Origin of the sequence: Stenotrophomonas maltophilia (assembly GCF_013464485.1) — a bacterium.
In the GTDB taxonomy this organism is placed as follows: Bacteria; Pseudomonadota; Gammaproteobacteria; order Xanthomonadales; family Xanthomonadaceae; genus Stenotrophomonas; species Stenotrophomonas maltophilia_AW.
The window spans coordinates 124999-146396 of record NZ_RAUX01000009.1; the positions used below are offsets into that span (position 1 = coordinate 124999).

Genomic DNA, 21398 nt, shown 5'->3' on the forward strand with positions numbered 1-21398 from the left:
TGCAGGCCGGGGAGGGCACGGGACATTCGGGACAGGGGAGGGGTGGAAGCGGATGCTAGTGCGAACGATTTGCATTTGGTATTATTTAACGCGAAATTAACGCCGCCGCAGCTGCCGCCTAGGGCGCACTTCCTACCGTAGGCCCCCAAATGAACAAGATCGCCACTCCTTCCCGCGCCCCGAGGCGCTCGCTGTTGTCCGTGTCCATTGTCCTGATGCTGGCCTTGCCGCTGGCTGGACACGCTGAAGATTCATCCCCAATGACACCCGATGGCAGCGCCACCACGCTGGATGCGGTACGGGTCAACGCTTACCGCACAACCACCCACACCTCCGGCGCGACCAAGACCGATACCCCGGTTGCCGAGATGGCAAAATCGGTTTCGGTCATTGCCCGCGAGGAGCTCGACGCCCGCGGCGTGCAGAACCTCAACGAGGCAATGCGCTACGTGGCCGGCGTTGTCCTGGAGAGCGGCGGCATCGACAACCGCGTCGACGACTTCCGCATCCGTGGCTTCGATGCCGGCAGCTGGAGCAACAATGTCACCGTCGACGGCATGCGTGCGCCGCAGGGTGGCCAGTGGAACCGGACCATGGTGGACAGCTGGAACCTGGAGCGCGTCGAGGTGCTGAAGGGACCGTCGGCCGTGATGTATGGCCAGGTGGCTCCGGGTGGCATGGTCAACCAGGTCAGCAAGACCCCCACGCCCGACCAGCAGCAGGTGCTGCAGGTCGGCCTGGACGGCAACGGCCAATACAGCAGCGCGTTCGATGTGGGCGCAGCGTCGGACGACAAGCGCCATCTGGGTCGTCTGGTGGGCCTGTATCGCGACGGTGATACGCAGATCAAGCACACCCAGCAGGAGCATTGGTTCCTGGCTCCCAGCTATACCTTCCAGATCGCCGAGCGCACCCGTCTGACGGTGTTGGGCCTCTATCAGCGCGACGACGGCGGCTCGACCTACCAGTTCCTGCCGATGGACGGAACGCTCAAGGCCACCCCCTATGGGCGCATGAAGAACACGACCTTCATTGGCGAACCGAACTGGAACACCTACGACCGCACGATCTGGACGGCCGGCTGGCTGTTCGAGCATGCCTTCAATGAGAACTGGACCCTGAGCCAGGGCGCCCGCCGCACCAACGTGGAATCGACCTTCCGCACCGTGGTGACCAATGGCGGCCTGAACCCGGACGGACGCACCCAGAAGCGGCGCGCGACCTGGGGCGAGGGCGACTCCCAAGGCGACACGATCGACACCCGCATTACCGGCAAGTTCCAGACCGGCTCGGCCGAACACACGCTGCTGGTGGGTGTGGACTGGCAGAAGGCCGATTGGGATGCGGCGCGCGGTGCGATGCGTGACCCGGCGCCGATCGACATCTTCAATCCCGTTTACACCCGCTATGTTCCGGTCACCAACAGCATCAGTTATTCCGGTGGCGTGAACCGCCAGACCGGCGCCTATCTGCAGGACCAGATCGCGCTGGACAAGTGGCGCTTCACCGTGGGTGGCCGTTATGACTGGACCAAGGACGATACCTGGACGCAGTCGTACACCGTCGCCACGGACCGCTACGGCGCGCGCACGCCCAGCCGCATCAAGAACGAAGCCTTCAGCGGCAACGCGGGCATCCTGTTCGTGGCGGACAACGGCCTGACCCCGTATCTGAGCTACGCCGAGTCGTTCCAGCCGGCCGGCAGCACGGCTACCCAGTCCTTCGACCGGACGCCCTTCGACCCGATCACCGGCAAGCAGTGGGAAGTGGGCGTGAAGTATCAGCCGTCTGGATTCGATGGCCTGATCACGCTTTCGGCCTACGATCTGCGCCAGCAGAACATCCTGACCAACGATCCGGATCCCAGCCACAACACCTGTGGCACCACCGGGTCCAGCCAGTGCCAGGTGCAGAATGGCGAAGGTCGCGTGCGCGGCGTGGAACTGGAAGGCCGCATCACCCCGCTGGATGGCTTCAGCGTGATCGGCGCCGCATCCTGGATGGACTCGGAAGTCACCAAGAGCAACAACGGCTATCAGGGCAAGCAGTTGGCGATGGTCCCGGACTGGACTGCCGCGCTGTGGGGCGACTACACCTTCCAGGGCGGGGGACTCGCAGGCCTGAGCCTTGCCGCAGGCGTCCGCTACAACGGCGAAAGCTACGGTGACAGCGCCAACGTCTACCTGATTCCGTCCTACACGATGTGGGATGCGGCCATCCGTTACGACGTGGGCGCGATCGGAAGCGTCGGCACGCAGTTCGCGCTCAACGTCAGCAACCTGACCGACAAGCGTTTCGTGACCACGTGCAGCGGTGTCTCCTCGTGCTTCTTCGGCACGGGACGCACCGTCACGGCCACCGCCCGGTTCACCTGGTAACCCTTCTGCCCCGTGACCGGCCAGCCAGGTCACGGGGCTTTCGTATGAGACTTCCACAATGTCAGTCGTGATAGCGTTGCTGGCTTCAGCCACGGGTGTGGCTGGGGCATGGCTGTTCTATCTGGCGTCACCGAAGCAGCAGTGGCGGCGCGCCGGACCTTGGCCTGTCCGCGGGAAATGGATTCCCGGCAGCACCTTGTCGCTGGTCTCGCTGGCGTTGTTCCTGTCTTTGATGGGAAGCGGTGCGGCCTTCTTCACCTGGTTGACGATCCTGATGCTGGTCTGGTCGGCCGCGCCCTTCCTGGGTGTCTGGCGCGCACGAAAGCGTGGAGGTGCCCATGGCCAGCCCTGACAAGTTGCAGAGCCGGCACTGGTTCGGAAAGATCTGCGCCGGCGTACTGCTGGGCTTCGGGCTCTCCCTGGCCTTGTCCGGCCTCTTTGCCTGGTTCGGGCCCGGCGGCATTGATGGCGGCGGTGGCAAGGCCCAGTTCAACATGTGGCTGGTTGCGCTGCTGTGGGCACCCATCCTGTCATTCGTTTTCCTTTTCCGTAGCAGCGCACGCGCCTGGCTGTGGCTGGGTGCTGCCAACGCTGTGGCCTTTGGCGCGCTCTGGCTGGCGCGAAGCCATCTGGGCTGAGACCTCACATGAAGATCCGCAACGACATCATCAAGGTCTACAAGGACGTGCACATCTGGGTCGGCATCCTTGCTGGCCTGATGCTGTTCGTTGCCTTCTATGCCGGCTCGATCACCATGTTCGAGAAGCCGCTGGAGCGATGGGCCACACCGCCTTCAACACTGTCTGCACCCGTGCCGATGGCACGCGCGCCGGACCTGTTGGCGGCCGTGCTGAAGGCGCACCCCGAGGCGGCGAAGAACTACAGCGTGATGGTGCAGACCTCGCCGGAGGCACCTGCCCGGGTGATCTGGCGAGTACGTGGCGACAAGCCGCGGCAGTTCACCGAATTTGGCGCAAGCTTCGACGCGGAGGGGCGGCTTCAGGTGGAGCAGCTGCGCAAGGCGCCCGTGGCGCAACTTGTTGATACGCTGCACCAGTTTGTCGGCCTGCCGTTCCCGGATGCGGTTTCGCGCCCCATCATGGGCATCATTGCGCTGATGTATGCCGTGGCATTGATCTCCGGCGTCATCGTGCTGCTGCCAACGCTGGTGAAAGACTTCTTCGCCGTAAGGGTAGGCAAGAACATCAAGCGCATGTGGCTGGATGTGCACAACGCGCTGGGCATTGTCAGCCTGCCGTTCCACCTGATCATGGCCGTGACCTGCGTGGTATTCGCGTTCCACGATCAGATCTACGACATCCAGGACAAGGTGGTTTACCCCAACGGCATCCAATGGGGCGAGGAGCATGACGCCGGGCCCGCTCCGGGCGCCCAGCCTCTGCCTGCGCCGGCACTGCTGGAAAAGGTAGAGGCACAGCTGCCAGGTTTCGAGGTCTACAGCCTGGGCTTCCAGCAGAAGGGCAGTGTGGTCGAGGGGCGGGTCACCGGCCTGGATATCCGCTACGGCACCCGCGCCCGCACCTACATGAGCACTCATCTGGATCCTTACACCGGCGAGGTGGATGCGCATGATCTCCCCGGCCACATGGGCGGTTGGGATACGGCGGTCAATGCCTTCTTCATGCTTCACTTCGGCAGCTTTGGCGGAAACCCAGTGCGCTGGATGTACCTGCTGCTTGGGCTTGGCGGCGCGATCGTGTTCTACACCGGCAACCTGCTATGGATCGAGTCACGGCGCAAGAAGCAACGCGATGCCAACCTGCCGGAGCAGAAGCGATCCACGCGCGTGCTGGGATCGCTGACCATCGGTGTGTCCTTGGGCTGTGTCACCGGCATCTCGGCAACACTGGCCGCCACCAAGTGGCTTCCCGGGCTGGTTGCGAATGTGCCGGCATGGCACGAAGGCATCTACTATGCGGTCTTCCTGCTGGCCGTCGGCTGGGCCTTCCTGCGCGGGGCTGCGCGCTCGGCCTATGAGCTGCTGTACGTCAGCGCCGTGGTGACGGCACTGATCCCGCTCGGCAGTCTCGCTGCGCTGGCCGGGGTTCCGGGCACCTGGAACCATTCAAGTGCCGGGGCGGCTGTAGACGTCACCGCTGTTGTGGCGGCGATCATTCTCTGGCAGCTGGCCAAGCGCACGAAGAAGCGCACAGTGGAAGGCCACAAGGACAGTGTTTGGGCCCTGTAGTCCAATGGCCGCAACTGCCACGAACTTGATTGCCATCCTAGAACTTCATCCTGACGCCGCCATTCACCACAAACCCTTCCAGCGGCGCCCACGCATCCACGGTCCACTGGCCATCGTCGGCGCGACGAGGCCGCAGCATCGGGTTGTAGCCGCTCTGGCGGACGTTGAGAATGTTCTCCAGGTTGAGGAACAGGCTGACTCTTCCCAGCACGATCTCTCCCAGTGCACCCACTTCCAGATACGGTCGGCTGCGTCGATGCCAGGGATTGTCATCCAGCGCCTGGATGCCGGTGTAGTAGGCTTCAAGCCCCATGCGGCCACGCTCATGTTGCTCCCACATGGCAACCAGGCCAGCACTGTGCCGAGGGGTAAGAGACACCGGGCGACGGCCGGCGCCTTCCTCACCAGGTTCGCGCGCATCGGTGTAGACATAGCTGCCGGTCACCGTGATGTCCTGCCAGCGGTAGCGCAGCAGCAGTTCACTGCCACGGGTGCGGGTGACGCCCTCCACATTGACCAGCCGCACGCGTTCACCCGGCGCGCTCGCAGACTCCACCAGGCGCACCGCATGGTCGATGTCCGATGCGAACACGCTGAGGTTCAGCTCCCAGGGGCCATGCACATAGCCTGCATCGATGGATCCGGTTGTAGCGATTTCCGCGCGAAGGCCGGTGAGCGGCTCCAGGCGTGACAGGCCAGCGGCCTCGATCTGCTCGACGAAGGGCGTAGGTGCGTAGAAGCCTCTACCGATCGACGCGCGCAGGGTCCACTCGTCAGGGCGGAACAACAAGGACACGCGGGGGCTGAAATGCCCGCCATAGGCGCTGTGGTCATCCCAGCGCGCACTGCCGGAAAGCGTAAGGTCATCGCGCAGCGCCTGCTCGGCCTGCACGAACAGGGCGGGCACGGTGTAGCGGTAATCAAACTGTGGGTATCGGGCGGAACGGAACCGGTCCTGTTGCGCGGCGATGCCCGCCAGCCAGCTGGTGGTGCCTACGCCGGACGCATAGCTCACTTCGGCAAACCCGGTCTGATGAGTGTCATTGTCCTGCTCAGGGCCATACCCGTGGTCGTGATCGGTGGACATGGCCGATGCGCGCAGCTGCAGGCGGTCGCTCTCGCGTACGGGAACATCGACTATCGCGCCGGCGTCAACGCGCTCCGTGCGCTGTGTGAGAACGAAGGGCTGCCCATCGGGCGCCCGTTGACCGGGCAGTGTTCCGCCCAGCCGACTCTCGCGCGTTGCACCTGCCGTCAGCAGTCCACGCACTCCATTCTCAGATTCCCAGAACAGGCGCGGCCGGACTGTGGCTCGCTCGTAGCCGGGGATGTCAGCCCAGCCGTCTCCGTCCAGATCCTGGCGGTCCTGGCGATGGTAGCCACCCACCACCGAGAGACCCCAATGCTCGGCCAGGGGCCCGGCTGCGTAGCCGGTCACGTCCTGCCCGCCACGGCTGGTGGCATTGAGCAGCATTTCGGCCTCGGCGGTTTCCTTGGGCCGGCGCGATATCAGGTTCACCACACCGCCCAACGCTGCTGGACCGTACAACGCCGACGCGCTGCCCTTGATGATCTCGACACTGCCAAGGTCGGCCGGGGGAATCTGCAGCAGGCCGATGGACGATGACTGACCGCCGTATAGCGGCAGACCGTCGGCCAGCAGCTGGGTATACCGGCCGCGCAGGCCCTGGATTCGGATGTTCGATGCGCCCATGCCTGGCGAGGTGTTCTGCACCCGCACACCCGCCGTCTCGGCCACCAGCATGGAGACGTTGCCCGGCGACATCAGCAGCTTCTCTTCGATCTCTTCCTGCGATACGACGTCTACCCGGATCGGTTCGTCGGAAACGCGGCGCCCTGACCGTGTCGACTGCACGACCACCGCATCCAGCTCCACGGCCTCATCGTGGTGGTCGTCGTGCGCGGCTGGCGGTTCATGCGCATTGGCCGGGGCAACGGCGGACAGCAGGGCGGCGCTCAGCGCCAGGGCAAGCGGATGGGGCAGCAGGGTCATGGGTCGTCAGGGCGGCAAGGCCGCGCGGTGGCGAAGGAGCCCGGCGTTGTAAACCTTGATGCAGCTACAAGGTCAAGCGGCAGGCTGCGGTTGAAGGGCTTCCAGCACCCTGCAGTCGGCCACGCGGCCGCCCGGGCAATTGCCGATCATCCGCTCCAGCTCGCCCTGCAACGCCTGCAGGTCCTGGATCCGGCGCGTGATGTCCGCGATGTGCGCTTTCACCACATCATCCACCGAACTGCACTCGTGCTCCCGCTGTTCACCAAGGGCAATCAACTCGCGGATCTGTTCGATGGAGAAGCCCAGTTCCCGGGCCCGGCGCACGAACGACAGGCGCCTCTGGTCCTGCGCGCCGTAGTAGCGATAGTTGCCTTCCGAGCGCAGCGGCGGCTGCAGCAGGCCGATCTTCTCGTAATAGCGGATGGTTTCGGCCTTGGTGCCGGTCTGGCGGGCCAGCTGGCCGATGGTGAGGTGGCTGGGCATGGGCTTGACCTTGTAGGGGCTACAGGGTTGATAACGGTTGCCCCATCCTTTTTCAAGCCCGGGCGCAGCCTGGCCGGAGGCACCCATGGACCACTGCTGCGGCCACAAGCGCCAGGAACTGGAAGCGCTGGCCCTTCACAGTGCGCAGCGGCGCGTACTGGCGGCAGTACTCGTCATCAACCTGGCGATGTTCTTCATCGAGTTCGGCGCGGGCATCGTGGCGCGTTCCAGTGCCCTGCAGGCCGATGCAGTGGACATGCTGGGCGACGCGATCGTCTACGGCCTGAGCCTGTGGGCAGTGAACCGTGGGGCGCGCTGGGAGGCCGGTGCGGCCCTCGCCAAGGGGCTGCTGATCCTGGCCTTCTTTGTCTTCATCGTGGTGGAGGTGATCAGCAAGCTGATCCACGGCGTGCCGCCTTCCAGCGGCTTGATGCTGGGGTTCGGAACCATCGCGCTGGTGGCCAATCTGGTGTGCCTGGCTCTGCTGTGGCGGTTCCGCGCGCTCAACATCAACATGAAAAGCACCTTCGAGTGCTCTCGCAATGATGTCGCCGCCAACATCGGTGTGCTGGTGGCTGCAGGTGGCGTTGCGCTGACCGGAAGTGGCTGGCCGGATATCGTGGCTGGCGCGGTGATCGCCCTGCTATTCCTGAAATCTGCGCTGGGATTGATTGGCGAGGCGTGGCCCGCGTGGCGTGCACCGACGAAATAGTCAAGCGAAGACGATATGAGCATGCATACTCCCCGCACCTTATTGTTGCTGTTCGTGGCCCTCGCTGCCGCGTGCCAAGGACCTGCGCCAGAGCCGGTGGTGCATGAGCGGGTACGCCCGTATCTGCAGCGCCCCGGTGCCGACGCGGCCGGTGGTAACGCCGTGGTGGTCCATCTATCGCGCAGTGACGGCCGGGTAAAGGAAGGGCCTGGCAGGGCAGCGGGTACGCCGTGGAACTCGATCCGCCTGCTGGTGAGCGTTGGCACAACGCTGCCAGCGTCCATGCTGCTTCTTCCCGACGACCGGGTCATTGATGAAGGGGATGGCTTCGAACTGATTCTGTCCAGGCATGGGACATCGCGCCCGCCTGTTCTGCGTTTTGAAGGCCCCTGCGGCCACCGCGTTCTGGCAGTTCAATCCTCAGTCGATAGACCCGACCGGAAAACCTATCTAGCAGAAATGCAGATGGACGGGGTGTTTCTGCGGTATCTCTACGGCGCAGAGACGCGCGCCGACCATCTTCGCTTCGCCTCGTGGGCCTACCGTTGGTACGCCGGGCAGGAGTGCCCCGTTCCGCTGAAAGCGCCTCGTGATGTGCCCGTGCCTCGAAGCAGGATGGCTGCGCCACCTGAAAGTCGGCCCTGATCAAAGCTATGGATTCCGCGCCCGTACGCTGAGCATCCGTCGCACGGCTCGGCTACGATAATGCCGCCGGCATCCGCGCCGGCGGGGCAGGGGATGCAATGGAAATGCAGGCAGGGGGCGGATTCGATTCGCCGGACCAGACCAAGCAGCAGGAACTGAGCTTCCACTGGCTTTACCAGCGGGTGCAGGGGCTGGTGGAGCACAGCATCTATCCGAAGGCGGGCCCGCTGGAAAGGTGGTCGTTTCGCATCGGCATTGCCGCCGCGGTCATCGGCATTCTCTGCGGCCAGATTCCTGATCGATGGCTGCCAGTCCAGATGGTGCTGCAGGTGGTTGTCGCATGTCTGGCAATCGAGATCGGTGGCTTCATCATCGGAGGCATCCTGGCCGCCGGGAGGGGGCTACGACAGTTCAGCCAGCCACGGCTGACGCACGCCCAGGAGATGGATGGTGACTTCGCTCACTGGCAGGCGGTAGTTGCCGAGCTTCGCGGATTTCCTCGCATCGAGCGCGAGCGTCGCCTCCGATACGTAAGCACGCTACGCACCAACATGATCGAGCGTATGGGCATGATGTATGGTGGCCTGCAACGGCTTGGGCCATTCCCACTCTTGATTGCCCTCTTCCTGCAGTTCCGCGGATGGAAATGGGGCGACTGGGCGAGCGCATTCGACGTCACTCTGGTCGGCGCGCTACTGATCTTCGCCATGGTGCTGCTGTACCTGCTGGGCTGGATGCTGATCAGTCTTCGCACACGCCTGGACACCTACGTCGCACTGCTTGAAGGCTCCATACACGAGCCCGAACCGCCCGTTGCAGCGCCCTTGTAGAGCCGAGCCATGCTCGGCTATCCCTTCACGCATCGCACCCCATCAGGCACTCCACCAGCGAGCTTCCCCAGCACCCGATCCATCAGAACAGGCTCCGGCACGCCAATCAGCACCTGTTCCAGATAGTCCAATGGCTGCAACTGCCATCGAAGAAACGCCCGCAACTGCAGAACTTCGGGCGCCCGCTGCTCCGCATCCAGCGACGTCTGCATCAGCACGTGCTCTGGGCGATTCTCCAGCCACAGCACCGGAACGCCTCTGCAGTGAACCTGAAAGCTGCCGTGTTCTTTCCGTTCCACGAAGTGGAATCCCTGCCATTGCCGAGCGTCCACGAACTGGATCGCCTGGCGGCGCAGATTTGAGAAGCGATCGCCAGGGATCGCCTGGAACGCGAGAGGCGAGGGTAGGGGTGGCACAGGCCACTGGCACTGCGCCGCAACCACTGCGGCCATGGACAGCGCCATGGCCGCCCAGCGGCACCCGGACACTCAGCCCTCCGGCCGCACTCTATCGATGGCGTGCGCGGTGAGGCCCAACCCGGCCATGATCAGGCCTTCGAAGACCCGCGGACCGACGTATTGCTCGAGTTCGCCGTTCTCACGGGCACGCTGCGCGGCCAGCAAGATCTCCATCACCACGCGAAGGCCTGCCAGCGAACAGTCGGTATCGGCCAGGGCGAGGCGTCTGCCGGGCAGCTGATGGCGCTCCGGCCAGGGTTGGCCATCGGACGCGGCGCCGGAGCCGATGCTGTGCAGCAGGGCAATGAGGGTATTGGGATCCAGGGCGGGGCCGTTGACGGGCGCGTCGTGGATGGGGTGAGGGGTAGGGGAGTGATGCTGGGTCATGGCTGGGCTCCTTGAGTGCATGCAGAAGCCGCCACCGATAAAGGTGGCGGGCGGTGCGGGGCTCGAAATCCGGTGTGCAATCTTCCCGGCGGGCACAAGGCCCCCACGCACCGCCCGCCATAGCCGGCCGACGGATTGCCAGCCGGCACCACAGAGCGTGGTGCCGGCTGGCAAGCGCATACTTCTCTTGCACAACCGAGGATTTCGAGGCCTCGGCCACCCTTTTTCGGTGGCACGAACAGGAATACGCCCGGTTGTGCGCGATGCCAAGGCATTAGGGGCGATGCCGTCACCACATTCAACATTTTCAGAATCGTTGCATATGGCGCAGTGGGCCGGATCCTTGCGCTGCAAGGCTGTCGGCGATGTTGGTTATGGATGCCTGCGGACTATCGGCATCCGGCCGGCTGGGTCATAAGCGAGGCGGATGCGACATTGCTGCCAGCAAAAGGGGAGGGGCGAGCCCGTTCGCGGTGGGCGTACTTGGGCAGTGCCCTCAGCCACTCGACATACAGGCAGGAGACGAGCAGCTGTGTCATTTCTACGAGAGAGATGACCTAGAAGCGGGCGATGCTGCCAAGCAGTGGGAGCGAGAAGTGCAGGATTGGTCAGCTAAGGATTGGAGCTATACCGGGGGGGGCAACGGGGACTTGCGGTCAAGCCGTGATGCATCACGTTAATTTGCATTGGGATCTGCGGGGCGGCGCGGGTTCAGCCCCGTTTTCACGGACACTTACAAGAAGGCCGATTCAGGCCATGAGGAGTGTTCATGTCAAAGCGTAGGAAGTTCAGTGCCGAGTTCAAGCGCGGTGCGGTTGAGCAGGCGAGCCAGCCCGGCATCAGCTGCGCCCAGGTGGCCCGGGAGCTGGGAATTCGCGACAGCCTGCTAACCCGCTGGAAGCGCGAGGCGCAGAATCCAGAAGCGGCCGCTTTCGGCGGCGCCGGAACGCCACGGGACGAAGAGTTGGCTCGACTCAAGCGTGAATTGGCACGGGTGAAGAAGGAACGGGATTTTTTGCGAGAAGCGGCGACGTTCTTTGCAAAGGGATCATCCTGAGGTATCAGGTGATCGAACGTTGCCGCGATGAGTTTCCGATCCGGCTGATGTGCCGGTGCCTGAAGGTATCGGCCAGCGGCTACTACGAGTGGAGTAAGCGCCCTGTGAGCGCCCGGCAGGTCGACAACGAGCGCCTGGTGGTGATCCGGGCGGTGCAGATGGCGGTCTGGCAGCGTCAAGGCAGCGATGAGGTGATCCTGCATTCGGATCGTGGCAGTCAGTTCCGCAGCGGTGACTACCAAGGATATCTCGCGGCTAACGGGCTGATCTGCTCAATGAGCGCTGTGGGGCATTGCGGCGACAACGCGGCCTGCGAAGGCTTTTTTGGGCTGCTCAAGCGTGAGCGAGTCTATCGAACGAGCTACCCGACACTGGATGCAGCAAGAGTGGATGTGTTTGACTACATCGAGCGACGCCACAACCCAAGGATGCGGCGAAGGGTCGCCAGGCAGGATCAGAAGGTTGCAGCTCTTTTAGACCGTCCGTGATATCGGGGTAGAACCCCCCATCCGAGGAAATGGCAAGCGTCGGAATGCAACCACGTATGGTGGATATGCGATTTCCTCCCCAAGGCTTTGACTCCTGCGCCGAGGCTGGCCAATGCAGAACAGGCTTGAAAACTAATTGTTGCCATCTAGCGCGGCCACTACTGCTTTGGCTGTCACCTTGGCTGATTGCGGATTCTGCCCCGTTACAAGTCTTCCATCGACTACAACTTTTGGCACGAACGGAAGAACTGCCTTTTCGTAGAGTGCACCTCTACAAGACATTTCTTGCTGGGCGTTGTAAGGCATCTCCTTGGAAACACCCGCCAGGATTTCCTCTGTCCAGGAAAACCCGGTGATTCGCCGCCCCTTGACGAGGAGTTCGCCCCCGCTGAGCCGGGTGTTGAGAAGGCCGCAGTATCCATGACAGACCGCCGAAACAATGCCGCCTCGTTCATAGATGATGCGAGTGATCTCTTGGAGTGGATACGACTCTGGGAAGTCCCACATCACCGCGTGCCCGCCGGTGAAGTAGATTGCATCGAAGATCGTTGGATCCACCTGGGCAGGGCTGAGGGTGCTCTCCAGAAGGGACATCTGATCGGGACGCTCCAACCAGTTTCGAGCTGAACGATCCAGTAGAGGCCACTTGAGCGCGCGGGGCTCCAGCGGCGAAAGGCCGCCCTGAGGGCTCACCAGAACTTGTTCGTAGCCGTGGTGAGCAAACACGTCGTAGGCGTGCGTCAGTTCAGACAACCAAAGCCCTGTCCTATGCGCAGGGTTCTCAAAGTGGGAGACATTTGTAACGACGTTCAGTACTCGCTTGGTCATCGCTCATCCTCGAAGCGCGCCAGCCATCATGTCGGTTGCAGGCACTAGAAGTGCAATGTCGCATGCAGTGACTGGAAGGGACGGATTGGGCAGGTGCACCCCTCAAGCGGACAGCCGTGCGTACACGGCTGTCACGTATGCAACCTGACTGCACGGGTGTGCGACACCCCCAGCTTTTCAGCTGTTCACGAAATCAAGGAGGTCCTGGTTGACCTGATCGGCATGCGTGGTCGGAATGCCATGCGGTGCGCCCTTGTAGGTGTTGAGCTTTCCGTTCTTCACCAGCTTGGCAGACAGCAGCCCGGAGTCGGCATACGGCACAACCTGGTCGTCATCCCCGTGGATTACCAATACGGGGATCGTGATTCCCTTCAGGTCCTCAGTGAAATCGGTCTGCGAGAATGCGACGATGCCATCGTAGTGCGCCTTGGCCCCGCCCATCATCCCTTGCCTCCACCAGTTCCAGATCACGGCATCAGAGGGTTCGGCGCCTGGGCGGTTGTATCCGTAGAACGGCCCTGCAGGAACGTCGTAGTAGAACTTTGCACGGTTGGCGGCCAGCTGAGCCTGGAAGTCGTCGAAGACTTCCTTGGGAGTGCCTTCGGGATTTCCGGCAGTCTTGACCATCAGCGGGGGGACTGCACTGATCAGGACCGCCTTGGACACTTTGTCTTCCCCATGACGGGCAATGTAGCGGACCACCTCGCCGCCGCCCGTTGAGTGGCCGACATGCATGGCACCTTGAACGCCAAGGTGCGTCACCACGGCAGCCACATCATCGGCATAGTGGTCCATGTCGTGTCCGTCCCATACCTGCGTGGATCGACCATGCCCTCGTCGATCATGGGCCACCACGCGGAATCCCTGGTTCACGAAGAACAGCATCTGCGCGTCCCAGTCATCGCTGGTCAGAGGCCAGCCATGATGAAAGTAGATGACCTTGCCGTTCTTCGGGCCCCAGTCTTTGTAGTAGATTTCGACGCCGTCGCTTGTCGTTACGTAGCTCATCTCGCTCTCCAAGATAGGTATGACTGTCAGTTCGCGAGTGAAACCCCGCGAACTGGGCGATGGCCGGCCATGGGCTGCCCGTCCGCACCGCAAACGCTGCCACGCTGGCGGTCAAATGAGTGTATGTTTAAAGCTGACTTTAAGGTCAAGGGGGCGAAAGTGAAGATCGGAGAATTGGCCAAGGCTACGGGCCTCAGCACTTCGCGCATTCGGTTCTACGAGGCAGAGGGGCTTATCGGCATTGCCCCTCGGGGCAACAATGGCTACCGCGTTTACTCGCCTGAGACCGCCGGCGTGCTGCAGATCATCGATAGCGCGCAGCGCGCTGGATTCTCGTTGGATCAGATCCGGCAGTTCCTGCCGGCTGGCCAGGCAAAGTGGGACCACGAGGGCTTGGTCGAATCACTGACCGCAAGAGTAGGGGAGATTCGACAATTGATCCGGCAGCTCCGGCAGAGCGAGGCACGCCTGATCAGCATCATCGACGGTGTCAGTCAGCGTCCCAACGGCATCTCGTGTACCGATAACATGGCAAGGCTGATGAAGCTCCTTGACGCTCATCCAGCGCCGCATGCATCAGATTCTGCTCATCGCGTGAGAGCTGCCCGCAAGCCCAAATCGACCTGATGACACGCCAGTAGCGCAACCTGGCGCTAAGCCCTCATTACGCGAGCGGCGGGGAACGGCCTGGACGCGGGCGAAGTCGACCCAAAAGAGAGGAGAGGTGGGAGGGGTTGACCTTAAAGTTAACTTCAATCCTATGCTCAAGGGCACCCCCTCCGCCTTCAGGGCAATAGACATGAGAACCGCAACGCTAGCTCCCATCCTTGGCGCCGGCCTGCTGGCTGCCGCAGCATTTGCTCAAGCAGCCGAGACGACATTAATCAAGATTGGCGATCACGATGTTCCCGTGGTGAAGGGGGGATTGTATGACCGCTATCGATCCAACCCACCGCTGTCGGTCATTGCCGCGGAGGCGCCTGACACCGACCTCAGCTGGTTCAAGGGCATCACCAAGGAAAAAGTGAACATTGGGTTTAAGAGCTGGTCTCCCAACTTCTATTACGAGAACCGCCGCATCACTGTCATCTTCACCGCAGATCTGAACAGGCTACGTGAGCTGATGCCGCCGAAGGTCCTGGAGAAGGTCCAGCCCCTGCAAGTGTGGCCCGGACGTGGCGTGGTCGCGCTGACCGCCTATTCCTATCAGTACTGCGACAACGATAGCTATAACGAGATTGGGCTGTCCGTCGTCACCAGCAAGCCCGGCTCTACCAGCTGGGGACCGCTCTCCCTAATGGGTCAATCCTTTTCAGATGACTTCTGGGGCTATGTACTTAAATTGCCGGTCGACACCGAACTGGCGCGTGTCCGTGGCGTTGTTGGCTACAACTTGCCCAAGTGGTTGACGCGAATCGACTACAACGAAAGCGACAAGGACGTTGTCGTCAAGATTTTCGACAGCTAGACCCAGGCGCTGGATGTAACCCTGGAAACGCGCAAGCTCAATGTTGGCTCCAGCAAAGAGACCTTCGTGACAAACCACTTCACGAATCTTGACCAGCAAGGAAATCTCCAGACCGGGCACACCACTGCGCGCCAGTTGAGCCAAGCCAGTACGTCCAGCCGCGATGCCGTCAAGCTCACGCTGACCGATGGCAGCCTGTCAGGCTTCATCTCGTCATTGAAGCTGGGAAAGATGCTCAAGTATGAGTACGTTCCCGACTTCCAAGCCGTCCTGTACGCACCCAAGCCTCTCGCCAAGGAGTGATCGCCGTGACGCTCGCTCAAGGAAGTACTGAAATGGTTGACGTATTGAGTCGACAGCGCTCTGCCTTCCTGCAAGATGGTCCGCCAAGTCTTTCCTTGCGTGAGGCACGGCTTCATCGACTACGCGCTGCAGTGCTGCGACATCGTGAGGAACTGAAGGATGCAGTCAGTGCAGACTTCGGCAATCGCTCAAGGCATGAAACCGACCTGATGGAGTTGGCCTGCATCATCCAGGCCATCGACTACCTGCTCAGAAACCTTCGCCGCTTCATGAAGCGTGAACGCCGCCACGTGCAGTTTGCCTACCGCTCTGGTCGCGCCTATGTTGAGTACCAACCGCTGGGAGTTGTAGGGGTAATGTCGCCGTGGAACTACCCCCTGTCTCTTACGCTGGTGCCGCTCGCCACTGCATTGGCTGCGGGCAATCGCGCCATGCTCAAGCCCTCGGAGCTCACGCCACGAGCCAGTCAGGCGCTGCACGATGTGCTCGCTGAAGCTTTCGCAGAAGATGAGGTCGCCGTGATACTAGGTGGGCCCGAAGTCGGGGCCGAGTTCAGCGCACTGCCATTTGACTACCTCTTATTCACTGGCAGCACGCAGGTTGGGCGCAAGGTCATGCGCGCTGCCAGCGACAACCTGGTCCCCGTGACCCTGGAGTTGGGCGGAAAGAGCCCAGCAGTCATCGCGCGTGGTCACGTCAACGATCGCACGATACGAAGCCTGGTGTTCGGGAAGCTCTCCAATGCCGGTCAGACCTGCGTGGCACCGGACTATGCTCTGGTCCATGAAAGCGATCTGCAAACATTCATCGATCAATACACCAACACGGTCAGGCGCTTCTACCCCAACGGGCTGGACAGTTCCGATTACACGACGATCATCAACACACGTCACTACCAGCGCCTGAGCGGACTGATCAATGACGCGCGCAATCGGGGGGCGCAGGTACTTGAGATCGGCCAATGCCCTGACGACGTAGCGGTACGCGAGCGCATCCTGGCACCAACGCTGGTCATCAACCCCGACGACGAGGCGTTGATCATGCAGGAGGAGATCTTTGGGCCGGTCCTGCCTGTGCGAACCTATACCACCCTTGATGAAGCCATCGGCTATGTAAATGCTCGACCGCGGCCGCTCGCGCTCTACTACTTCGGCAACGAGGATCAAGGCTGTGCCCAAGTGCTGGCGCGCACGACTTCGGGCAATGTGGGCATTAACAACACCCTGCTGCACGTGGCACAAGACGACTTGCCCTTTGGCGGCGTCGGTGCGAGCGGCATGGGCGCCTATCATGGTGTCGAAGGCTTCCGCTCCATGAGCCAAGCCAAGGGCGTGTTTGTGCAGGGGCGTTGGAATCTGCCGGGGCTGCTACATGCCCCCTTCGGCAAGATCGCCGAATTGGGCATCGCCTTTACCCTTGGGAAGAGCAGGGCGCCTTCTCCGTGAAGTAGAAGAACTACACCTGGTATTCACAGACGGGACTCGCAGCTGGAAGCATCGCGACCTGGCCGGACAAAAGTCCGCCAGGTGGCGTCCAGCGGTTCTGCGCCGGCCGTCGAGCATGCTACTGAGGGGAGAAGTCCTTTCGAATTAGCTCCAAGCCTTGGCTGTAGGTCGTGACTTGGAACTCCGGGAACCTTCGCTTGAATTTCGTGGAGTCGAAGATATTGTCCTGTTCGTAGCGCGGCAGCAGTTCCTGGATCTCCCGCACGAGTTTGGAGAAAAGTCCGGCAGCGGCCAGCGTCCACCTGCTGATGACTCCGTAGGACGGCTCGCGCCCCCAAACTTGGCTGGCCATTGTGACGAAGTCTTTGTAGGTGGGGCGGTCGTCACAACACGGCAGATGCCATGTCTGGCCAAAAGCATCAGAAGTGTTACCCAGGACAGCAAGAGCGCGACTCGCATCAGGCGTCCAGATCAGGGTACGCAGGGTGTCATCGCGCACCGGTGCGCGCGGCTTCTTTCCAGCTTGGAGCTTGTCGATGATCAGTGCGTTGGTAAAGCTCTGCGTCCTGCCGGGGCCATAGAACTCAGGGGCGCGACCGATCAATACAGGGATCGCACCGCGAGCCATTTCTTCCAGCACCATTGAGGCCATAGCTGCGCGCACGACGCCTTTGCGACCTACTGGCGCGAAGGGCGCGTCCTCAGTCAGCAGTCGCGCGTCCTGCGGGTACATGTACGTGTTGTCGAAGTAGGCAAAACTGGCGCCCTCCGAACGGCAGGCATCCAGTGCGTTCTTCAGCATCGTCGGGAACTGCGTCTCCCACATTCTCGTGTCCGGCGGCAAGCCCGCCGTGAAGTAGACGATGCTGCTGCCCTTGACAGCTTTCAGCGTTTGCTCGGCGTCCAGCAAATTGGCTGGCATCAGAGCATCCGTGTCGTTCACCTTACGGGGATTGCGGCTCACCAGTCTCAGCTCACCGGTGTAGGTGTGCCGGAGTTCCCGGGCAAGTTCGGTGGCGATCTGGCCATTGGCCCCGAGGATCGTCTGCATTGTTAAGGCTTCCTCAAAACTGCACTTGATAGCGCGACGGCACAAGGCTAACCTTGAAGTAATGTTTAATGTCAAATGCCGTTATCAATTGGTGCAGGCCTAACATGAAAATTGGAGAACTGGCCCAGCGCACGGGCTTGGCGCCATCCCGAATCCGTTTCTACGAACGCATCGGCTTGCTGAAGGCGGTGGAGCGGCAAGACAACGGCTATCGCAGCTACCCCGAGGATGCGGTACTCGCACTCAGGCTCATCGCCACCGGACAGCAAGCAGGGTTTAGCCTGGATGAGCTGCGCGTACTGCTTCCGAGCGACCTCGCAAGTTGGGAGCACGGCACGTTGCTCGGAACACTACAGCGAAAGATCAAGGACATCGAGAAACTGCAGGCCCAACTCACGGAGAACAAGGCGCACTTGCTGGAACTGATTGCGCAGATCGATGCCAAACCACAGGATATGGATTGCGCAACCAACGCCCGGCACGTGCTGTCGAGGACCCAATTGGTGGACGTCGGGAAAGCGCCGGCCACGAAACGAATTCGGCGTTAGTCCGCTAGGATTCGCTCCATCAAAAGATGCGAGCTTCTGGAAACGATGAACCCTGTGCAAGGGTAGGGGATGCACTTAGTCCGGCCAAGCCCAATTGCCGGTGTGAGTCGAAAACACCCACATTAAGCTGCTGTAGCAAGCGTGCCCCATCTCCGGATTCACACTCCACCGAATCATGAGCACCTGCAGCCCCGAGGCCTTCAACCACGGTATGGCCGCAGCGTGGAAGAAGGCCAAGGGGGCAGTGTGGCATGCACCGAGCGGTCCCGTTACCTGTTTACAAGAACAACCTTGCCGATGTGCTCTGCGCTATCGATCAACCTATGCGCATCAGCAGCTTTGTCCAGCGGGAACGTGCTGTAGACTTCAGGCTTCACACGCCCTTCGGCAATCAGCGGCCAAACGTTCTGCTTCAGCTCGGAAAGGATGCCTTGCTTGTCCTCATGGGTCCGCGAGCGCAGGGTCGAGCCAGAGTGAGTCAGCCGCTTGGCCAGCATGGGCCACAGGTTGAGTTCCTTGGCTGGACCCTTCAGCACGCTGACCTGGAGAATCCTACCGTTCATGGCCGCCGCTTCGTAGTTTCTGGCCACATAGTCGCCGCCGATGATGTCCACAATCACATCAACTCCAGCGCCATCTGTCGCATCCTTTACCGCGGCAACGAAGTCATCTTCGAGGTAATTCACGGCGACATCCGCTCCCAGGCGCAGGCTAGCCTCCTGATGCGCCTTCGATGCGACGGTCGTGATGATCGTAGATGCGCCCAACTGACGGGCGAGCATGGTTGCGGTCGTTCCGATACCTGAAGCGCCGCCGTGGATCAGAACCGATTCACCAGCCTTGAACTGCCCTCGCTGGAACAGATTAAGCCACACTGTCATAAACGTCTCGGGTAGCGCAGCGGCTTCAATCATGCTCAGACCGTCTGGGATGCTGATTGTGACGCGCTCGTCAGCCACGGCGTACTGAGCATAGCCGCCACCGGTTAGCAATGCCGCAACGCGATCTCCCACTGCGTGATCTATGACATTGGCGCCCACAGCCATCACTTCACCCGCAATCTCCAATCCTGGGATGTCGGATGCGCCGGGAGGCGGGTTGTAGAGTCCCTTGCGCTGCAGGATGTCAGGGCCGTTCACACCAGCCGCTTCCACCCTGATGAGGACTTCATTTGCCTTGGGCGAAGGGATGGGACGGGTCGTCGAACTCAGCACTTCGGGACCGCCAGGTTGAGTGATCTCAATAGCGACCATCTCAGTGGGACGATCGCGGCCTTGAGTCGGGGTGTTCATCGCATGCTCCTTAGAGTGGCGTGCTGTCTGGCGGATATCCGCTCAGCAGCTCTACGCGTTAAGGCTCGGATGCAGTAAATCCGAGCGTCGAAGCAACTCTAAGGTTGAAGCTTTGTTTAAGGTCAATAGCCTGGTGCGCGGAGCGTTCAGCCAGATCGTGCTGCCGACCTTGGCATAGCATCGCACCTTTGGGGCCGATGGATTAGGGATGTTTATCGGGGGTAGGGCGGATGTCCGCTCTTGGACCAAAGCGACCTCGGAGGCCTCCTGCCGCTGTCCGGATTCGGCACTCGCACTGTCGTCGAGATAGCTCGTGTGCGAGCCGCGAAGTGCTTAGGCCTGACTCTAGCCCCAAGCCCCAAGCCCCAGATTCCAGACCAAGCAGTCCATATCGCGCCTTGCGGGTCAAAGTAGCATCGACGCCGACAGCATTAAGCGCCTCCGCTGAATGCGTTCGGTCTACGGAAGCTATTGGATGAATACAAAGAGGACGATGGCGGGCGGTCCCGCTCCCACGCGCGACGATCGCCGGGATACCGAGATCCGGAATTACGTGATGAACCTCGGCCCCCAACATCCTGCGGCACATGGGGTGCTGCGCCTTGTGCTTGAGATGGATGGCGAGACCGTTGTGCGCGCGGATCCGCATGTGGGCCTGCTGCACCGGGGTACCGAGAAGCTGGCGGAGTCTAAGCCCTTCAACCAGTCCATCGGCTACATGGATCGGCTGGACTACGTATCCATGATGTGCAATGAACACGCCTACGTACGTGCGATTGAAACCCTTCTGGGAATCGAGGCGCCCATCAGGGCGCAGTACATCCGCACGATGTTCGATGAGATTACCCGTATCCTCAATCACCTCATGAACATCGGGACGGGCGCGCTGGACCTGGGCGCCATGGCCGTGATGCTCTATGCATTCCGGGAACGCGAAGAGCTGATGGACTGCTACGAGGCGGCATCCGGCGCTCGAATGCATGCCACGTACTACCGGCCCGGCGGTGTGTACCGTGATCTGCCTGACCAGATGCCGAAGTACAAGGAGTCACGCTGGAAGAAGGGAAAGGAGCTGCGGCGGCTGAACGCCGCGAGAGAAGGGTCGCTGCTCGATTTCATCGAGAATTTCACCCGCGAGTTCCCGAACCGCATTGATGAATACGAAACCCTGCTCACCGACAACAGAATCTGGAAGCAGCGCACGGTGGGCATTGGCGTTGTGAGCCCGCAGCAGGCCATGGACTGGGGCATGACCGGGGTGATGCTGAGAGGCTCGGGCGTGGCGTGGGACCTGAGGAAGAAGCGCCCCTACGCGAAGTACGATGCCGTTGACTTCGACATTCCGGTCGGCAGCGCCGGTGACTGCTATGACCGCTACCTGTGCCGTGTCGCGGAGATGCGGCAGTCCAACCGCATCATCCGGCAATGTGTCGACTGGCTTCGCGCCAACCCCGGCCCGGTGATGGTCCAGAACTTCAAGGTGGCGCCACCGTCCCGGCAGGAAATGAAGTCCGACATGGAAGCGCTGATCCATCACTTCAAGCTCTTCAGCGAAGGCTACCAGGTGCCGGCAGGTGAGACCTACGCAGCGGTCGAGGCGCCCAAGGGCGAGTTCGGTTGCTACCTGATCTCCGATGGCGCCAACAAGCCGTTCCGGGTGCACCTGCGTGCTCCCGGCTTCGCTCATCTCTCTTCTCTGGATGAAATCGTCAGGGGCCACATGCTGGCGGATGTCGTCGCCATGATTGGCACCTACGACATTGTGTTCGGCGAAGTGGATCGATGAGGAACCGG

The 21398-nt window shown here is 61.6% G+C and carries 21 protein-coding genes and 1 pseudogene; 14 read left to right on the forward strand and 8 right to left on the reverse strand.

Annotation, left to right across the window (positions count from 1 at the left end):
• The first annotated feature begins 149 nt into the window (after positions 1-149).
• The 4 genes from D7Y61_RS04165 to D7Y61_RS04180 are packed head-to-tail and all read left to right on the forward strand — an operon-like array spanning position 150 to position 4587.
• Positions 150-2378, forward strand: coding sequence for a TonB-dependent siderophore receptor (locus D7Y61_RS04165; RefSeq protein WP_258010222.1), 2229 nt, complete (start codon positions 150-152; stop codon positions 2376-2378).
• A gap of 58 nt (positions 2379-2436) precedes the next feature.
• The gene (locus D7Y61_RS04170; RefSeq protein ID WP_100468437.1) at positions 2437-2730 is read left to right on the forward strand and encodes a hypothetical protein; all 294 of its coding nucleotides are present in this window, start codon (positions 2437-2439) and stop codon (positions 2728-2730) included.
• Complete coding sequence (locus D7Y61_RS04175) at positions 2717-3016, forward strand: hypothetical protein (RefSeq protein WP_180865228.1); 300 nt, start codon at positions 2717-2719, stop codon at positions 3014-3016. Before D7Y61_RS04170 ends, D7Y61_RS04175 begins: the two co-directional genes overlap by 14 nt.
• A gap of 8 nt (positions 3017-3024) precedes the next feature.
• Entirely contained in the window at positions 3025-4587 is a 1563-nt protein-coding gene (locus D7Y61_RS04180; RefSeq protein WP_180865229.1) for a PepSY-associated TM helix domain-containing protein, read from the forward strand.
• Positions 4588-4624: 37 nt separating this feature from the next.
• Here D7Y61_RS04180 and D7Y61_RS04185 read toward each other — a convergent pair whose 3' ends face one another.
• Both D7Y61_RS04185 and D7Y61_RS04190 read right to left on the reverse strand, forming a co-directional pair.
• Positions 4625-6601, reverse strand: coding sequence for a TonB-dependent receptor plug domain-containing protein (locus D7Y61_RS04185; RefSeq protein ID WP_180865230.1), 1977 nt, complete (start codon positions 6599-6601; stop codon positions 4625-4627).
• Between the two features lie 72 nt (positions 6602-6673).
• Positions 6674-7084, reverse strand: a complete 411-nt coding sequence (locus D7Y61_RS04190; protein ID WP_180865231.1) for a MerR family transcriptional regulator — start codon at positions 7082-7084, stop codon at positions 6674-6676.
• Between the two features lie 85 nt (positions 7085-7169).
• On the opposite strand from D7Y61_RS04190, the gene D7Y61_RS04195 reads away from it, so the two are divergent.
• The 3 genes from D7Y61_RS04195 to D7Y61_RS04205 all read left to right on the forward strand — a co-directional run bounded on the left by D7Y61_RS04195 (position 7170) and on the right by D7Y61_RS04205 (position 9271).
• Positions 7170-7796: a cation transporter gene (locus D7Y61_RS04195; protein ID WP_180865232.1), complete on the forward strand. Its 627-nt coding sequence runs from the start codon at positions 7170-7172 to the stop codon at positions 7794-7796.
• A 15-nt stretch (positions 7797-7811) separates the two neighbouring features.
• Positions 7812-8441, forward strand: a complete 630-nt coding sequence (locus D7Y61_RS04200; protein WP_180865233.1) for a hypothetical protein — start codon at positions 7812-7814, stop codon at positions 8439-8441.
• 98 nt (positions 8442-8539) lie between these two features.
• Positions 8540-9271, forward strand: a complete 732-nt coding sequence (locus D7Y61_RS04205) for a hypothetical protein (RefSeq protein ID WP_180865234.1) — start codon at positions 8540-8542, stop codon at positions 9269-9271.
• A gap of 17 nt (positions 9272-9288) precedes the next feature.
• Here the strand turns inward: D7Y61_RS04205 and D7Y61_RS04210 are convergent, their stop codons facing one another.
• On the reverse strand, positions 9289-9735 hold the full coding sequence (locus D7Y61_RS04210; protein WP_219627789.1) for a hypothetical protein: 447 nt from the start codon (positions 9733-9735) through the stop codon (positions 9289-9291).
• A 24-nt stretch (positions 9736-9759) separates the two neighbouring features.
• The gene (locus D7Y61_RS04215) at positions 9760-10116 is read right to left on the reverse strand and encodes a hypothetical protein (RefSeq protein WP_180865236.1); all 357 of its coding nucleotides are present in this window, start codon (positions 10114-10116) and stop codon (positions 9760-9762) included.
• A 769-nt stretch (positions 10117-10885) separates the two neighbouring features.
• Here D7Y61_RS04215 and D7Y61_RS04220 point away from each other — a divergent pair.
• Positions 10886-11672, forward strand: a pseudogene (locus D7Y61_RS04220) (transposase).
• A gap of 121 nt (positions 11673-11793) precedes the next feature.
• On the opposite strand, the gene D7Y61_RS04225 reads toward D7Y61_RS04220, so the two are convergent.
• Positions 11794-12489 (reverse strand): type 1 glutamine amidotransferase domain-containing protein, encoded by a 696-nt coding sequence (locus D7Y61_RS04225; protein WP_180865237.1) that lies wholly within the window; start codon positions 12487-12489, stop codon positions 11794-11796.
• A 177-nt stretch (positions 12490-12666) separates the two neighbouring features.
• Complete coding sequence (locus D7Y61_RS04230; RefSeq protein WP_180865238.1) at positions 12667-13497, reverse strand: alpha/beta fold hydrolase; 831 nt, start codon at positions 13495-13497, stop codon at positions 12667-12669.
• A gap of 123 nt (positions 13498-13620) precedes the next feature.
• Between D7Y61_RS04230 and D7Y61_RS04235 the strand changes: the two genes are divergently transcribed.
• The 4 genes from D7Y61_RS04235 to D7Y61_RS04245 all read left to right on the forward strand — a co-directional run bounded on the left by D7Y61_RS04235 (position 13621) and on the right by D7Y61_RS04245 (position 16713).
• Positions 13621-14124, forward strand: coding sequence for a MerR family transcriptional regulator (locus tag D7Y61_RS04235; protein WP_219627790.1), 504 nt, complete (start codon positions 13621-13623; stop codon positions 14122-14124).
• Positions 14125-14296: 172 nt separating this feature from the next.
• Positions 14297-14965, forward strand: a complete 669-nt coding sequence (locus D7Y61_RS22455) for a hypothetical protein (protein WP_219627791.1) — start codon at positions 14297-14299, stop codon at positions 14963-14965.
• 66 nt (positions 14966-15031) lie between these two features.
• Positions 15032-15268, forward strand: coding sequence for a hypothetical protein (locus D7Y61_RS22460; RefSeq protein WP_219627792.1), 237 nt, complete (start codon positions 15032-15034; stop codon positions 15266-15268).
• 32 nt (positions 15269-15300) lie between these two features.
• A complete protein-coding gene (locus D7Y61_RS04245; RefSeq protein ID WP_180865239.1) occupies positions 15301-16713 on the forward strand; it encodes a coniferyl aldehyde dehydrogenase in 1413 nt (470 codons plus the stop codon).
• Between the two features lie 118 nt (positions 16714-16831).
• Here the strand turns inward: D7Y61_RS04245 and D7Y61_RS04250 are convergent, their stop codons facing one another.
• The gene (locus tag D7Y61_RS04250; RefSeq protein WP_180865240.1) at positions 16832-17764 is read right to left on the reverse strand and encodes an NAD-dependent epimerase/dehydratase family protein; all 933 of its coding nucleotides are present in this window, start codon (positions 17762-17764) and stop codon (positions 16832-16834) included.
• 104 nt (positions 17765-17868) lie between these two features.
• On the opposite strand from D7Y61_RS04250, the gene D7Y61_RS04255 reads away from it, so the two are divergent.
• Positions 17869-18312 (forward strand): MerR family transcriptional regulator, encoded by a 444-nt coding sequence (locus tag D7Y61_RS04255; RefSeq protein WP_180865241.1) that lies wholly within the window; start codon positions 17869-17871, stop codon positions 18310-18312.
• Between the two features lie 269 nt (positions 18313-18581).
• Here the strand turns inward: D7Y61_RS04255 and D7Y61_RS04260 are convergent, their stop codons facing one another.
• Entirely contained in the window at positions 18582-19604 is a 1023-nt protein-coding gene (locus D7Y61_RS04260; protein WP_258010223.1) for an NAD(P)H-quinone oxidoreductase, read from the reverse strand.
• 493 nt (positions 19605-20097) lie between these two features.
• Here D7Y61_RS04260 and D7Y61_RS04265 point away from each other — a divergent pair, with 493 nt between their 5' ends.
• A complete protein-coding gene (locus D7Y61_RS04265) occupies positions 20098-21390 on the forward strand; it encodes an NADH-quinone oxidoreductase subunit D (protein ID WP_180865259.1) in 1293 nt (430 codons plus the stop codon).
• Positions 21391-21398: the final 8 nt, after the last annotated feature.